At 68.7% G+C, this 14,271-nt stretch carries 13 protein-coding genes; 2 read left to right on the top strand and 11 right to left on the bottom strand.

Annotation, left to right across the window (positions count from 1 at the left end; translation table 11 throughout):
- The first annotated feature begins 191 nt into the window (after positions 1 to 191).
- A complete protein-coding gene (gene lexA / locus G3T36_RS16955; protein WP_163291018.1) occupies positions 192 to 881 on the top strand; it encodes a transcriptional repressor LexA in 690 nt (229 codons plus the stop codon).
- A gap of 31 nt (positions 882 to 912) precedes the next feature.
- Here the strand turns inward: lexA and G3T36_RS16950 are convergent, their stop codons facing one another.
- The 8 genes from G3T36_RS16950 to hflX form a co-directional block, all read right to left on the bottom strand.
- The gene (locus G3T36_RS16950) at positions 913 to 1,578 is read right to left on the bottom strand and encodes a response regulator (RefSeq protein ID WP_163291016.1); all 666 of its coding nucleotides are present in this window, start codon (positions 1,576 to 1,578) and stop codon (positions 913 to 915) included.
- Entirely contained in the window at positions 1,575 to 2,795 is a 1,221-nt protein-coding gene (locus G3T36_RS20190; protein WP_163291015.1) for a histidine kinase, read from the bottom strand. The genes G3T36_RS16950 and G3T36_RS20190 overlap by 4 nt, the downstream gene beginning before the upstream one ends.
- Positions 2,792 to 3,604, bottom strand: a complete 813-nt coding sequence (locus G3T36_RS16940) for an ABC transporter permease (RefSeq protein ID WP_163291013.1) — start codon at positions 3,602 to 3,604, stop codon at positions 2,792 to 2,794. Before G3T36_RS16940 ends, G3T36_RS20190 begins: the two co-directional genes overlap by 4 nt.
- Positions 3,601 to 4,542 (bottom strand): ABC transporter ATP-binding protein, encoded by a 942-nt coding sequence (locus G3T36_RS16935; RefSeq protein ID WP_163291012.1) that lies wholly within the window; start codon positions 4,540 to 4,542, stop codon positions 3,601 to 3,603. The genes G3T36_RS16940 and G3T36_RS16935 overlap by 4 nt, the downstream gene beginning before the upstream one ends.
- A gap of 89 nt (positions 4,543 to 4,631) precedes the next feature.
- Positions 4,632 to 4,982 (bottom strand): metallopeptidase family protein, encoded by a 351-nt coding sequence (locus tag G3T36_RS16930; RefSeq protein ID WP_163291010.1) that lies wholly within the window; start codon positions 4,980 to 4,982, stop codon positions 4,632 to 4,634.
- 36 nt (positions 4,983 to 5,018) lie between these two features.
- Entirely contained in the window at positions 5,019 to 7,367 is a 2,349-nt protein-coding gene (metE, locus tag G3T36_RS16925; protein WP_163291009.1) for a 5-methyltetrahydropteroyltriglutamate--homocysteine S-methyltransferase, read from the bottom strand.
- A 13-nt stretch (positions 7,368 to 7,380) separates the two neighbouring features.
- A complete protein-coding gene (locus G3T36_RS16920; protein WP_163291008.1) occupies positions 7,381 to 8,361 on the bottom strand; it encodes a methylenetetrahydrofolate reductase in 981 nt (326 codons plus the stop codon).
- A gap of 237 nt (positions 8,362 to 8,598) precedes the next feature.
- The gene (hflX, locus tag G3T36_RS16915; protein WP_163291006.1) at positions 8,599 to 10,137 is read right to left on the bottom strand and encodes a GTPase HflX; all 1,539 of its coding nucleotides are present in this window, start codon (positions 10,135 to 10,137) and stop codon (positions 8,599 to 8,601) included.
- A gap of 42 nt (positions 10,138 to 10,179) precedes the next feature.
- Between hflX and G3T36_RS16910 the strand changes: the two genes are divergently transcribed.
- Complete coding sequence (locus tag G3T36_RS16910) at positions 10,180 to 10,812, top strand: class I SAM-dependent methyltransferase (RefSeq protein WP_163291004.1); 633 nt, start codon at positions 10,180 to 10,182, stop codon at positions 10,810 to 10,812.
- A 10-nt stretch (positions 10,813 to 10,822) separates the two neighbouring features.
- On the opposite strand, the gene dapF is transcribed toward G3T36_RS16910, so the two are convergent.
- From dapF to miaB, 3 genes are read right to left on the bottom strand one after another with little or no spacing between them, the layout of a single operon-like run.
- Positions 10,823 to 11,704, bottom strand: a complete 882-nt coding sequence (gene dapF, locus G3T36_RS16905) for a diaminopimelate epimerase (RefSeq protein WP_163291003.1) — start codon at positions 11,702 to 11,704, stop codon at positions 10,823 to 10,825.
- 2 nt (positions 11,705 to 11,706) lie between these two features.
- A complete protein-coding gene (miaA, locus tag G3T36_RS16900) occupies positions 11,707 to 12,663 on the bottom strand; it encodes a tRNA (adenosine(37)-N6)-dimethylallyltransferase MiaA (RefSeq protein WP_163291002.1) in 957 nt (318 codons plus the stop codon).
- Positions 12,650 to 14,260 carry a tRNA (N6-isopentenyl adenosine(37)-C2)-methylthiotransferase MiaB gene (miaB, locus tag G3T36_RS16895; protein ID WP_163291000.1) on the bottom strand — a complete coding sequence of 537 codons (1,611 nt, stop codon included), beginning with the start codon at positions 14,258 to 14,260 and terminating at the stop codon, positions 12,650 to 12,652. The genes miaA and miaB overlap by 14 nt, the downstream gene beginning before the upstream one ends.
- Between the last annotated feature and the right edge of the window lie 11 nt (positions 14,261 to 14,271).

Below are 14,271 nucleotides of genomic sequence, written 5' to 3'. Positions count from 1 at the left end.
CGAAACTTCAACCAATCCGCAAAACACTGATTCAGTGACGAATATCGCAACACACTCGAACACATGTTTGTTTCAGCGCTGCATCGTGGATACAGTTTCGATTGTCTGGAGTTCACTCAACCAGGCACCACCGACATTCGTTCCGGCGCAGCCTCGGAACGGGGCGGAGGCGGTCACGAAGGGACGGGAAAGTGACGAACGACAACGGAGCAGGGCGGGAACGCGGCGGCACCCGCCGGCGTAAGAACCTGAGCGAGAAGCAGCTCGCCATCCTGGATGTGATCGCACGCTCCGTGAGCCAGCGCGGCTACCCGCCGAGCATGAGGGAGATCGGCGACGCCGTCGGCCTGTCCTCCCTGTCGAGCGTGACGCACCAGCTCAACCAGCTCGAGCTCAGCGGCTACCTCCGGCGCGATCCGAACCGGCCTCGGGCTCTCGAGATCCTGATCGATGTGCCGCAGGCCCCATCCGAGAGCCTCGACTTCGAGAACCAGACTCCCGTGGGTGACGCCAGGATGGTCCCGCTCGTCGGCCGCATCGCCGCGGGCGTGCCGATCACGGCGGAGCAGCAGGTCGAAGAGGTCTTCCCGCTCCCCCGGCAGCTGGTGGGCAACGGCGACCTCTTCATGCTGAAGGTCGTCGGCGAGTCGATGATCGACGCCGCTATCTGCGACGGCGACTGGGTCGTCGTGCGCCAGCAGAAGACCGCGGAGAACGGCGACATCGTCGCCGCCATGCTCGACAACGAGGCCACGGTCAAGGTGTTCCGCCAGCGCGACGGGCACACGTGGCTGCTTCCCCGCAACTCCAACTTCGAGCCGATCGTGGGCGACTTCGCCGAGGTGCTCGGCAAGGTCGTCGCGGTGCTCCGTGCTGTCTGACAGAGCGCCTGACAGACAGAGCGCCTGACGATCAGGGCCCCGGCGCCGAGACGATCCCCGACTCGTACGCGAAGACCACGACCTGCGCCCGGTCCCGGGCTCCGAGCTTGGTCATCGCCCGCGACACATGGGTCTTGGCCGTCGCCGGGCTGATGAAGAGCCGCTCACCGATCTCGGCATTGCTGAGGCCGGATGCGACCAGTGCGACGATCTCCCGCTCTCGTTCGGTCAGGCGTCCCAGTCGCTCGTCGACGTCAGCGTCCCGCCGGGGCAGTGTCGTGAACCGCGCGATCAGGCGTCGCGTGACGCTGGGTGCGAGAAGCGACTCGCCCGAGGCGACGACGCGCACCGCCCGGCGCAGGTCGTCGGGTTCGAGATCTTTGAGCAGGAATCCGCTCGCTCCCGCTCTCAGCGCCTCGAACACGGTCGCATCGAGTTCGTAGGTCGTGACGACGAGCACACGCGTGTCCGGCAGTGCAGGGTCGGAGATGACCGAGGCGGTCGCGGCGATGCCGTCGAGGCGCGGCATCCGCACATCCATCACGATCACGTCGGGCCGGGTCCGGCGGGCGATGTCGACGGCTTCGAGCCCGTCGGCGGCCTCGCCGACCACCTCGATGTCGTCACTGCGCTCCAGGATCGCGCGGAATCCCTCGCGGATGAGCGCCTGGTCGTCGACGAGCACGACCCGGATCACGCCGGCTCCCCGATCGGCAGCGCGGCCGTCACGAGAAAGCCGCCGGACGATGATCGGCCGGTTTCGAGCGTTCCGCCGAGTGACGCTGCCCGCTCGCGCATCCCCAGCAGCCCGAGACCGTGACCGTGCCCGTGCCCGTGCCCGGCATCGTCGATCTGCGCACCCCGGCCGTCGTCCTCGACCGTCACCAGCAGCGCCCGCGCGTCGAGGTCGGCCTCCACGTCGACACGGACGGTGGTCGCCTCTGCATGCCGCACCACGTTCGTCACCGCCTCCTGGACGATGCGGTAGGCGGTGAGTTCGACGAACGGGCTGAGAACGGCTCCCTCGGTCGAGATGCGCGTCTCGACCACCAGCCCTGACGCCTCGATCCCGGCCAGCAGGTCGGGGAGTTCGGCGAGTCCGGGCTGGGGCGCGGTCTCATCGCCGAGGGACGGATCGCGCCGGAGCAGTTCCAGGGTTCGCCTCAGCTCTGGGATCGCCTGTCGTGACAGGCCGCGCACCGTCAGCATCGCCGCACGGGCCGCATCCGGCCGGTCGTCGAGCGCGTCGAGCGCGACACCGGCCTGCACCGAGATGACCGAGATCGTGTGCGCGAGCACGTCGTGGAGTTCCCGTGCCATGCCGAGCCGCTCGTCGGCCAGCTCCTCGCGCATCCGTGCCTCTGCCCGGCTCGCGGCGGCCGCGACGCTCAGCGCGTTGTTCCGCCTGACCTCTGCGGCCGTCGCGCCGAGCGCTACCATGCACGCCATGCCCAGAGCGGGCCCCGTGACGGCGAACGAGAACCATTCGACCGGATGCGGCGGCAGCGACGGAATGATCAGCCACGCGACGATGAAGCCCAGAGCCTCGAGGATCGAACGCCAGGTCGAGCGCCCGAAGGCGCCGATCGAATACGACGTCACGAAGAGGACGAGCGCAGGAGATGCGCCAGGGTACCCGGCGAAATGGTAGACCGCGATCGCAGCGATGACCACGAACGAGATCGCGACCGGGTGACGCCGACGGACGACGAGCGGCGCCGTCGCCACGAGGCCGAGGAGGTAGGCACCGGCGGGGAAGGCGACGATCGCCGGGTACTCCGCGGGCGGCGCTGCGGCGAGCTCGGCGTAGATCCCGACCACGACGACGGCGAGCACGACCAGCGCGATCAGCACGTCGACCTGGAACGCGGTGATGCGATGGGGGCTGGCGGACGCCGCGGCCGGGCTCGTCACCGTGCAAGCCTATCGGGGGCGGGCACGACGACGACGGGGGTTTGCGACGCACGTGGGCGACGGATGCGGTGGCGACGGATGCGGGGACGGCGATAGGCGAGGAACGCCACCCCGGCCAGCCCGGCCGTCCACGCGACCAGGATCGCAATGCTCGTGAGATCGGGCAGCTTCCCGCCCGCGATCTCCCAGCCGAGCGTCGCCAGCCGGTAGGTCGGCATCCACAATGCGACGTCGCTGAGGCCGGTGGGCAGGATGGCCGGTGGAACCCAGAGGCCGCCGAGCGCCGACATCGCCATGTAGAGCCCGTAGCTCAGCGGGTAGGCGACGTCGGAGCCGACGAGGAAGCCGATCGCGATGCCCAGGGCTGCGAAGGTCGTGCTCCCGAGCCAGAGGGCAATGACAAGGGCAATCCATTGCCCGGCGGTCAGGGTGACTCCCTTCGCCAGTGCCGCCGTCAGGCAGACGAGGACGATCGCCGGCAGCGCCGTGAGCACGCTGGCGACCACCTTCGAGCCGAGCACCGTGCCCGCAGAGATCGGCATCGAGCGCAGCTGCTGCAGCCATTCCGTCTGGCGCTCCTCGGCGATCCTCGGCCCGGTGGTGGAGAGCACAGCCCAGATCGCTCCGTAGGCCGCCATCGCGACCATGATCTCGATCGTTCCCGGAAGCTCGCCTGGTGGCGTCGGGCCACCGCCGAAGAGCGTGGCGAAGAGAAGGTAGAAGCCGATAGGAGCGGCGACCGCGAGCGCGAGGTACTTGGGGTCGCGCAGCATGCGCACCGTCTCGAGACGGAGAAGCGAGAGAGTCATGACGCCTCCTGGGTGAGGGTGAGGAACGATTCGTCGAGGCTGGGCGGCGCCACTTCGAGGGCACGCCACGACAGGCCGGACAGGGCCAGTTCGCGCACGGTCGCGTCCGCGTCCGTCGTGCGGAGGGAGAAACGCTCGCCGCTGCGCGCGATCTCCGCGACGCCGGCGAGCTCCTCCAGCCGGCGCTGCGAATCGAAGCCCGTGTCGGCCACGCTGACGCGGACCATCGTCGTGCCCGTGCGCCTCCGGATCTCGTCGGGCCGCCCGTCGCCGACGATCGAGCCGTTGGCGAGCACGACGACCCTGGATGCGTTCCCGTCGACCTCGTCGAGGTAGTGGGTCGCGAAGACGAGCGTTCGCCCCGTGGCGGCGAACGCGCGCATCGCCTCCCAGAATTCGGCGCGCGCCTGCACGTCGAGCGCCCGGGTGGGCTCGTCGAGGATGAGGATCTCGGGATCGGCCACCACGGCGATCGCGAAGCGGAGGCGCTGCGCCTGGCCGCCGGAGAGCCGGTCGACGCGGCGACGCTCGAGACCGATCAGACCGGCGAGGTCGATCGCACGGCCGACGGCGAGAGAGCGGGGGTAGATACTCGCCGCGAAGCCGACGAGTTCGGCCACGGTGACTCCCCCCATGAATCCGGTGTCCTGAAGCATCGCGGCGATGGCGCCGCGTGCTACCGCAGTCCGCGGCGATGTGCCGGCGACCTGCACGCGGCCTCGGTCTGCCGTCACGAGACCGACCATCATCCCGATCGTCGTGCTCTTGCCTGCGCCGTTGGGGCCGAGGAGTGCTACCGATTCGCCGCGCGCGAGGTCGAGGTCCAGCGACCGGATCGCCTCGACGCCGCCGTAGCTCTTGGAAACGCCCACCAGGCGGATGGCCGCCCCGTCCGGCGAGGGCGCGGAGTCCGGAGGGGCGGAGGGGAATTCGTTCATGCCTCGATCGTGCCCCGATCGACACGACGCCTCGTCAGCCCCCGGGTCACGCGATGTACCGCAGCGGGAGTATTTCGCGGTCGCGCGGCCTACGCCCAGCCGAGCTCGCGGAGGCGCTCGTCGGAGAGCCCGAAGTAGTGGCCGATCTCATGGATGAGCGTCACCCGCACCCGGCGCCGGAGCTCGTCGACGTCGGCGCTCCGCTCCTGGATGTTGTTCTTGAACAGGGTGATGCGATCGGGCAGTTCACCGTAGCCGTACACGCCGCGCCGGGTCAGCGGATGCCCCGTATAGAGCCCGTAGAGGCGCGGATACTGTCCGCTCGGCTGGTTGTCGATGAGGATGGCGACATTGTCCAGCTGCCCGAACCAGTCGTCGGGGATGGCGTCGTACTCTTCGGTGACGATGCGTTCGAACTCATCGTCGGAGATCTCGACCATGGTGCCCATCCTGTCACCCGGCGGGCGACCGGCGGGTTACGCCGGCACGCCCGCCTTCTCACGGACGACCCGGGTCGCCTCCAGAATGTTCTTCAGCGACGCCACCGTCTCGTCGTAGCCGCGGGTCTTGAGCCCGCAGTCGGGGTTCACCCAGAGCTGTCGGCCCGGGATGGCGGCCAGCGCCGTCTCCAGCAGCTCGGTCACTTCGGCGACACTTGGCACGCGAGGCGAATGGATGTCGTAGACGCCCGGCCCGATTCCGTGGTCGAAGCCGCTGGTCTGGATGTCGTGCACGACCTCCATCCGCGACCGCGCGGCCTCGATGCTCGTCACATCGGCGTCGAGGTTGCGGATCGCGTCGATGACGACGCCGAACTCCGAGTAGCAGAGGTGGGTGTGGATCTGGGTCTCGTCGCGCACCCCGGCCGTGGCGAGGCGGAACGACCCAACGGACCAGTCGAGGTAGTCGGCGTGCGCGGCACGCTTCAGCGGAAGCAGTTCGCGCAGCGCGGGCTCGTCCACCTGCACGATGCGGATCCCGGATGCCTCCAGGTCGCCGATCTCGTCGCGGAGGGCGAGCGCGACCTGGCGAGCGGTCTCACCGAGCGGCTGGTCGTCGCGGACGAACGACCACGCCAGGATCGTCACCGGACCGGTCAGCATCCCCTTGACCGGCTTCTCGGTGAGGCTCTGCGTGTAGGTGGACCAGTCGACCGTGATCGGCTTCGGCCGCGAGACATCGCCCCACAGGATCGAGGGGCGGGTACACCGGCTGCCGTAGGACTGGACCCATCCGTTCTGCGTGACCGCGAAACCGTCGAGGTTCTCGGCGAAGTACTGCACCATGTCGTTGCGCTCGGGTTCGCCGTGCACGATGACATCGATGCCGATCTCTTCCTGCAGGTCGACGACGCGCTTGATCTCATCGCGCATGAGGCCGAGATATTCGGCCTCGCTGATCAGGCCTTTCGCGAGTTGTGCGCGCGCACGGCGGATGTCGCCGGTCTGCGGGAACGACCCGATGGTGGTCGTCGGCAGGAAGGGCAGGCCGAGCGCCTCCTCCTGAGCCGCGAGACGATCGCCGTAGTCGCCACGTGAGAAGTCGGACTCGGTGAGTGCGGCCGTGCGGGCGCGGACGGCCGTGTCACGGACACCAGGTGCGGCCTGGCGGTCGGCGAGGGCGGCGGATGCGGCACGCAGCGCATCCTGAACCGCCTCGTGACCGTCGACCAGACCGACCGCGAGCGTCGCGACCTGCCCGATCTTCTGGTCCGCGAACGCCAGCCACGACTTCAGCTGATCGCTCAGCGCCGGCTCGTCGTCGACGTCGTGCGGAACGTGCAGGAGCGACGTCGAGGTGGAGACGGCGACATCCGGCGACAGCGCAAGAAGCGAGGTCAGCTTGCCGAACGCGGCTTCGAGGTCTCCACGCCAGATGTTGTGACCGTCGATGACCCCGCCGACGACGGTCTTGCCAGCGAGGGCGGATGCGGTGGCTGCGTCGAGCCCCGACGGGACCGTCCCACGCACCAGGTCGAGCCCGATCGCCTCGACCGGCGAGGCCGCGAGAACGGGCAACGCGTCATCGAGGCTGCCGTAGGGAGCAGCGACGAAGATCGCAGGCCGCTCGGCCGCACCGCCCAGGGCCGCGTAGGCGGAACGCACGGCGTCGAGAACCTCGGAGCGCGGATCCTCGATGCTCTCGCTCACGAGGGCGGGCTCATCCAGCTGCACCCACGGTGCGCCGGCGGCGGCGAGACGAGCGAGAAGCTCCTGGTAGACCGGGAGGACGTCAGCGAGACGCGACAGGGAGCGGAAGCCTTCAGGGGCTTCGTCGCTCGGCTTGCTCAGGAGAAGGAACGTCACCGGGCCGACGATGACCGGGCGGGTCACGAACCCCGCGGCGCGAGCCTCCTCGAATTCGGCCACGATGCGGTCGGAAGCGAGACGGAACGACGTCTCCGGACCGATCTCCGGCACCAGGTAGTGATAGTTGGAGTCGAACCACTTCGTCATCTCGAGCGGCGCGTGCTCCCCCTCGCCGCGAGCGATCGTGAAGTAGCCCGCCAGGTCGACGTGACCGGATGCATCCGCGAGCCCGGCGAAACGCGACGGCAGAGCGCCCAGGGTCACGGCCGCGTCGAGCACCTGGTCGTAGAAGCTGAAGCTCTCGGGGATGGAGGCGTCGTCACGCCCGAGTCCGAGACCCGCGAGGCGCTCGCGGGTGACACCGCGGAGTTCGGCGGCCTGCGCTTCGAGCTCGTCGGCGGTGATCGTTCCGCCCCAGAAGGCCTCGACGGCCTTCTTCAGTTCGCGGCGGCGCCCGATGCGCGGGTAGCCGAGGATGGTTCCCACCGGGAAGGCGGATCGAGTGGTGTCGGTCATGCGGTTCTCTCTTTCAGGTGGCGCTGGCGCTGTGCAGAAGTCCGGTGCGTTCGAGGACGGCCAGAACGGCCTCGTGCTGGTTGAAGGTGTAGAGGTGGATGCCCGGGGCGCCCCCGGCAACGAGCTGTGCGACGACGCGGCTCGCCCAGGCGATCCCGATCTCGCGCTGCCCCTCCTCCGTCGGCTCGATCTCGAGCTGGATCGCGAGCTCGCTCGGGAGGTCCTCACCGCTCAGTTCGAGCATCCGCCGCAGCCGGGCAGGACTGGTCACGGGCATGATCCCCGGGAGGATCGGGAACTCGACCCCCGCATCCTTGGCGCGCTGTGCGAACGCGAGGTAGTCCTCCGGGTGGAAGAAGAGCTGGGTGATGGCCAGATTCGCGCCGGCGGCCTGCTTCGCAAGAAGCGTGTCGATGTCCTGGCTCGCCGAACGCGAGGTGGGATGCCCGTTCGGGAAGGCCGCCACGGCGATGCGCACATGCTCGCGTTCCGTCCGCACCTCGCGGGCGGTCGGGATACCGGGAACCAGCAGTTCCTCGTACGGCACGCGCTCCGCCTGCACCCGGTGGATCAGCTGCACGAGCTCGCCGGCGCTCCTCAGGTCGCCGAGCCCGCTGTCGCCCGGCGCAGCGTCGGCGGGCGGATCGCCCCGCACGGCGAGGAAGCTGCGCACCCCGGCGTCGAGGAACTCGCGGATGAGTCGGTTCGCCTCGGCGTGCGACGAACCCACGCAGGTGAGGTGAGCCATCGGGCTCACGGAGGTGTTCGCGAGGATGTAGCGGAGCACATCCAGAGACGATGTACGCGAGGATCCGTTCGCGCCGTACGTCACCGAGATGAACTCGGGATGCGCGGCCGCGAGGCGATCGATCGTCGCAGGGAGTGCGGCGGCTGCCCGCGCATTACGCGGCGGGTACAGCTCGAAGGAGAAGGGGACGCCGCCGGCACACGGGGCGTCGCCGGCGGGTGCCGGTGCGGATCCGTGGTCGCTCATCGCATGTCTTCCGTCCAGGTGTGATCGGGATGACCGGATCCTCAGGACGGTGGCCGCAGGCTTGCCGCGCACGTCCCTGGAGGGTCATGAGCCCGAAGGCTTTCGCGGGCGGGTGCCGGGCTCGGCTGTCGCTCCATGTCGCCCAGATTCTCCTGCGCAACAACGATTGATAGGCAGATTAGCAAGCGAGAGGTGTCGCCGACAGGCGTGTGTCGTCATGTGACGACACAGGTGTGCTCAGGCCACAGCGAACGCGCTGAAGACGGCCTCGTACTCGGGCAGGACGCGTGCGGTCACCTTGGTGCCGTCGGCGACGTACTCGGTCGACACGACCCGTCCGCGCTCATGGAGGGCCGAGATCAGGTCGCCGCGGTCGTACGGGATGACGAGTTCCAGCTCGATCGAGGGGTCGGGAAGCAGGCGTGCGATCGCGGCCAGCACGTCGTCGATGCCTTCGCCGGTGCGTGCCGACGCGAAGATCGCCCCGGGCTCGAGCCCGCGGAGCACCAGACGTTCGTCGTCGCCGACCAGGTCGGCCTTGTTGAACACGACGATCTCGGGCAGGTCGCGCGCGCCGACTTCACCGATCACGTCGCGCACCGTCGCGAGCTGGCTCGCAGGGTCCGGATGCGATGCATCGACCACGTGGACGATCACATCGGAATCCGCCACTTCTTCGAGCGTCGAACGGAACGCCTCGACGAGCTGATGGGGCAGGTTGCGCACGAAGCCGACCGTGTCGGCCAGCGTGTACAGGCGCCCGTCGGCCGTGATGGACTTGCGCACCGTCGAGTCGAGCGTGGCGAACAGCGCGTTCTCGACGAGCACGCCCGCCTTCGTGATCCGGTTGAGCAGGCTGGACTTGCCGGCGTTCGTGTAGCCGGCGATCGCGACGGACGGCACGGAGTTGCGGCGACGATTCGCGCGCTTGGCCTCACGTGCCGGCTTGAACCCGGCGATCTGCTTGCGCAGCTTCGCCATGCGTGAATGGATGCGCCGACGGTCGAGTTCGATCTTCGTCTCACCGGGGCCACGCGAACCCATGCCCGCTCCGGCGCCGCCGACCTGTCCACCGGCCTGGCGGGACATCGACTCACCCCAGCCGCGCAGTCGCGGGAGGAGGTACTCGAGTTGCGCGAGTTCGACCTGCGCCTTGCCCTCGCGGCTCTTGGCGTGCTGGCTGAAGATGTCGAGGATGACGGCGGTGCGGTCGATGACCTTGACACGCACGACGTCCTCGAGCGCACGACGCTGGCTGGGTGCCAGCTCGGTGTCGGCGATCACCGTGTCGGCTCCGAGCGCGGCAACGGCCCCCGCGAGCTCCTGGGCTTTGCCCTTTCCGAAATAGGTGCTGGGGTCGGGATGCGGTCGTCGCTGCAGCAGCCCATCGAGCACGACAGCGCCCGCGGTCTCCGCCAGCGCGGCCAGCTCGCGCATCGAGTTCTCGGCGTCCTGCAGAGAACCCTGCGAGTACACGCCGATGAGCACCACGTTCTCGAGGCGCAGCTGCCGGTACTCGACCTCGGTGACGTCCTCGAGCTCGGTCGAGAGGCCGGAGACGCGACGGAGCGCCGCACGGTCTTCACGGTCGAACTGGTCGCCATCGTGCGACGTGTCGTCGACGGCCGACCGCTGCAGCGCCTGCGCGCCGCTCGTGAACAGTGACACGCCCGCAGCGTGCGTCTCGGCGTTCGCCAGTACACGCGCCACGACATCGACGTCGGTGGCACGTGCTTCATCACCGCTGAGCGGCTCGTTCAATTCGGTATCCTGCATCTGGGTTAACCCTAGTTCGTTCCTGTCCTGTACGTTTCCTCTATGGCCGGCGGCGATCACTACTTCACCTCTGCGCCCGAGAGCGATCCGGGGCTCCGCCCGTTCACCGTGCGGCTGGCCGGTCAGACGTACGAACTGACCACGGCCAACGGGATCTTCAGCCCGGAGCGCGTCGACACGGGCACGCGTGTGCTCCTCGACCATGTGCCCTCGGCTCCGCCCGGGGGCGACCTTCTCGACCTCGGCTGCGGCTGGGGGCCGCTTGCACTCACACTGGCTCTCGAGTCCCCTCATGCGACGGTCTGGGCCGTCGACGTCAACAACCGGGCACTGGATGTGGTGCGCCTCAACGCGCGCACACTCGGTCTGACGAATATCAACGCCGCACTGCCCGGCGATGTTCCCGATTCGGTGCGATTCACCACGATCTGGTCGAACCCGCCGATCCGCGTCGGCAAGAACGAACTCCACAACCTTCTCGAGCAGTGGATGCCGCGGCTGGAGCCCGGCTCCGACGCCTGGCTCGTGGTGCAGCGCAACCTGGGCTCGGATTCCCTGCATCGCTGGATGCAGACGACGTTCGCGTCGAGCCTGACCGTGACGCGCGCAGCGACGAGCAAGGGATACCGGGTGCTGCGCGCCCGTCGTCGCGCCGAGGCTGCGCCGGACGACTGATGCAGGAGGCCTAGGCCAGCTCGAGTTCGCCTTCGAACACGAGTTCTGCCGGGCCCGAGAGCGCTACGTGCTCGCCGTCCTCTGTCGGGAACATCCGCACCCCGACGGTGCCGCCCGGCACGTCTACGCGCCAGTTGTTCGGCGCGCCGTCTCCCGCCCAGTAGCGGGTCGCGAGTGCAGCGGCCGCGGCCCCCGTGCCGCAGGAGAGCGTCTCCCCGCTGCCGCGCTCGTGGACCCGCATCCGGATGCGCCCGATCCCGTCTTTGACGAGCGGCTCGCGCGGCACAACGAACTCGACGTTGGCGCCCTCCGGAGGGGCCGGGTCGAGGTGCGGGATGTACGTCAGGTCTGCCGCGTCGAGCTCCTCTTCGTCGGCGAGGGCGACCACGACGTGCGGGTTGCCAACATCGAGCCCGAGACCGGGACGCGCGACCGGAAGCTCGCGGGCGCGAACAAGGGGCTCGCCCCCGGAGAGCGACCACCGGCCGAGATCCACCTGGAACCCGGTCAGGTTGCGCTGCACGTCGCGGACTCCACCCCTGGTGCCGATCGGCAGCGTGTCGCCGTCGGCCAGTTCAGCGAGACCGGACTCGATGAGGAACCGCACGTACACGCGGATGCCGTTGCCGCACATCTCCGCCACGGATCCGTCGGCGTTGTAGTAGTCCATGAACCACTCGGCGCCCTCGTCCTCGGCGAGCGACTCGGCCCCCTCGGGGAGATGGCGTGAGCGGACGGCGCGGATGACTCCATCCGCCCCGACACCGAAATGGCGGTCGCAGATGTCGGCGATCTGGGCCGGCGTCAGGTCGAGCCGGCCGTCGGGGTCGGCGAACAGCACGAAGTCGTTTCCTGTGCCGTGCCCTTTGGTGAAGTGGAGGGTCGTCGCCATACTCACAGCCTATCGAGAGCGCGGTCGACGAGTTCGGGGTCGTCGTAGTCGAGCCAGTGGAGCCCGGGGTAGCGTTTGAACCAGCTGACCTGGCGGCGGGCGTAACGACGGGTGAGCTGCTGCGTCTGCTGGATCGCCTCGCGTTCGTCGAGTCGGCCGTGCAACTGTGCGATGGCCTGGGCGTAGCCGATCGCCCGGCTCGCGGTGACGCCGCGTTCGATGCCGGCGGGGACGAGCCGCGCGACCTCGTCGACGAGGCCGGCCAGCCACATCCGTTCGACCCGCGCGTCGAGCCGAGCCGTCAGTTCGTCGCGCGGCGCACGCAGCCCGAGCACGACGGTGGGCATCCACGGTGCAGGCTCGTCCGGCAGGGATGCGCTGAAGGGTTCGCCGGTCAGTTCGATGACTTCGAGGGCGCGTACGAGACGCCTGCCGTTGCTCGGCCCGATCGATGCGGCTGCAGCGGGGTCGAGTGCAGCCAGCCGCCGGTACATCGAACCGGGCCCGTTCTGCTCGAGCTCGCGCTCGAGGCGTTCGCGGATGACCGCATCCGTGCCAGGGAACCGGAGGTCGTAGATGACGCTCGACACGTAGAGCCCGGAACCGCCGACGAGGATGGGCACCGCCCCGCGCTGCGTGATCTCCTGGATCACCGTGCGGGCCAGTGGCTGGTAGCGGGCGACGGTGGCTTCGTCGGTGACGTCGAGGATGTCGATGAGGTGGTGCGGGATCCCCCGCCATTCGTCGGGCGGGAGTTTCGCCGTGCCGATGTCCATGCCGCGATAGAACTGCATCGCATCGGCATTGACGACCTCTGCGGCTCGGCCCGCATCGCGGAAACGCGCCGCCAGGGCGAGGGAGAGGTCGGTCTTGCCGGTTCCGGTTGGCCCGACGACGACGATCAGCGGATGCGCGCCGTCGGCCGCCGGATCGGCCGGCTGCAGGTCAGCGCTCGCCATCCGACGCATCGTAGATGGGCATCGTGCCGACGCCCGGCACCGTCAGCGGCTCGACCGTGCGGATGGTCGGGAGCCCGAGCGACACTCTCCCCTGCGCAGCGCTGCCCGACGACCCGTGCGCCGGTACAGCACACGAATCGGCCTCTGCACGATCCCAGGCGTCGCCGGCTCGCGTGCGACGGATCGTCAGCGGGGCGCCGTCGGGTGCATCCGCGATGAGGTGGAAGGGTGCGGCGTGGGTGACCGTGACCGTGACCACGTCACCGGGACGTGGGACCTCGGACCCGGCGGGAACCTCGAAGTGCACGAGTCGGCTGTCCCGGGCGCGGCCGCTCAGGCGATGAGTGTCGGCGTCTTTGCGCCCTTCGCCGTTCGCCACCAGCAGCTCGACCGTGCGGCCGACGACGTTCTGGTTCTCTTCGAGGGAGATGCGTTCCTGGAGCGCGATGAGCCGGTCGTAGCGGTCCTGCACGATCTCCTTCGGCACCTGGTCGGCCATCGTCGCAGCCGGGGTGCCGGGGCGGATCGAGTACTGGAAGGTGAAGGCGGAGGCGAACCGTGCGGCTTCGACGACGCGCAGGGTCTCCTGGAAGTCGTCTTCCGTCTCGCCGGGGAATCCGACGATGATGTCGGTGCTGATGGCCGCATCCGGCAGTTTCGCCCTGACCCTGTCGAGGATGCCGAGGAACTTCTCGGAGCGGTAGGAGCGGCGCATGGCCTTGAGGATGCGGTCCGAGCCCGACTGGAGCGGCATGTGGAGCTGCGGCATGACCGCCGGGGTCTCGGCCATGGCGTCGATCACGTCGTCGGTGAACGCGGCGGGATGCGGGCTCGTGAACCGGATGCGCTCCAGGCCGTCGATCTGCCCCGCCGCCCGCAGGAGTTTGCCGAACGCCTGGCGATCGCCGAACTCGACCCCGTACGAGTTGACGTTCTGGCCGAGAAGGGTGACTTCGATCGCTCCGTCGTCGACGAGCGCCTGGATCTCGGCCAGGATCTCCCCCGGCCGGCGGTCCTTCTCTTTGCCGCGCAGCGACGGCACGATGCAGAACGTGCACGTGTTGTTGCAGCCCACGGAGATGGACACCCAGCCGCTGTAGCTGGAGTCACGTTTGGTGGGAAGGGTCGAGGGGAAGGTCTCGAGCGCTTCGAGGATCTCGATCTCGGCGGCCTCATTGTGGCGCGCCCGCTCGAGCAGGCTCGGGAGCGAGCCCATGTTGTGGGTGCCGAAGACGACGTCGACCCACGGGGCTTTCTCGAGGATGACGTTCTTGTCCTTCTGGGCGAGGCACCCGCCGACGGCGATCTGCATGCCGGCGTGCCGCTTCTTCACCGACGCGAGGTGTCCCAGGTTGCCGTAGAGCTTGTTGTCCGCGTTCTCACGCACGGCGCAGGTATTGATGACGACGATGTCGGCTTCTTCGCCGTTCGCGGGGACGTAGCCTGCGGCTTCGAGCGAACCACTGAGTCTCTCGGAGTCGTGGACGTTCATCTGGCACCCGTAGGTGCGCACTTCATAGGTGCGGGCTCGACCGGTCTCGTCTACTGCAGCGTCTGACGGCAGGATCACAGTGCGCGCTTCGGTGATGGTGCTCATGATGCGACTAG

The sequence above is a fragment of the Leifsonia tongyongensis genome (assembly GCF_010686705.1).
GTDB classification, from domain to species: Bacteria; Actinomycetota; Actinomycetes; order Actinomycetales; family Microbacteriaceae; genus Diaminobutyricibacter; species Diaminobutyricibacter tongyongensis.
The sequence above is the reverse complement of the archived record's forward strand: the minus strand, read 5'-3'. Positions and strand labels throughout refer to the sequence as shown.

Bases quoted from the DNA above. Each gene is read 5' to 3' on its own strand.
- G3T36_RS16920 (WP_163291008.1), bottom strand. From the start codon at position 8,361: ATGAGCGACCACGGATCCGCACCGGCACCCGCCGGCGACGCCCCGTGT.
- miaB (WP_163291000.1), bottom strand. From the start codon at position 14,260: ATGAGCACCATCACCGAAGCGCGCACTGTGATCCTGCCGTCAGACGCT.
- miaA (WP_163291002.1), bottom strand. From the start codon at position 12,663: ATGGCGAGCGCTGACCTGCAGCCGGCCGATCCGGCGGCCGACGGCGCG.
- hflX (WP_163291006.1), bottom strand. From the start codon at position 10,137: ATGCAGGATACCGAATTGAACGAGCCGCTCAGCGGTGATGAAGCACGT.
- metE (WP_163291009.1), bottom strand. From the start codon at position 7,367: ATGACCGACACCACTCGATCCGCCTTCCCGGTGGGAACCATCCTCGGC.
- dapF (WP_163291003.1), bottom strand. From the start codon at position 11,704: ATGGCGACGACCCTCCACTTCACCAAAGGGCACGGCACAGGAAACGAC.
- G3T36_RS16910 (WP_163291004.1), top strand. From the start codon at position 10,180: ATGGCCGGCGGCGATCACTACTTCACCTCTGCGCCCGAGAGCGATCCG.
- G3T36_RS16940 (WP_163291013.1), bottom strand. From the start codon at position 3,604: ATGACTCTCTCGCTTCTCCGTCTCGAGACGGTGCGCATGCTGCGCGAC.
- G3T36_RS16935 (WP_163291012.1), bottom strand. From the start codon at position 4,542: ATGAACGAATTCCCCTCCGCCCCTCCGGACTCCGCGCCCTCGCCGGAC.
- G3T36_RS16930 (WP_163291010.1), bottom strand. From the start codon at position 4,982: ATGGTCGAGATCTCCGACGATGAGTTCGAACGCATCGTCACCGAAGAG.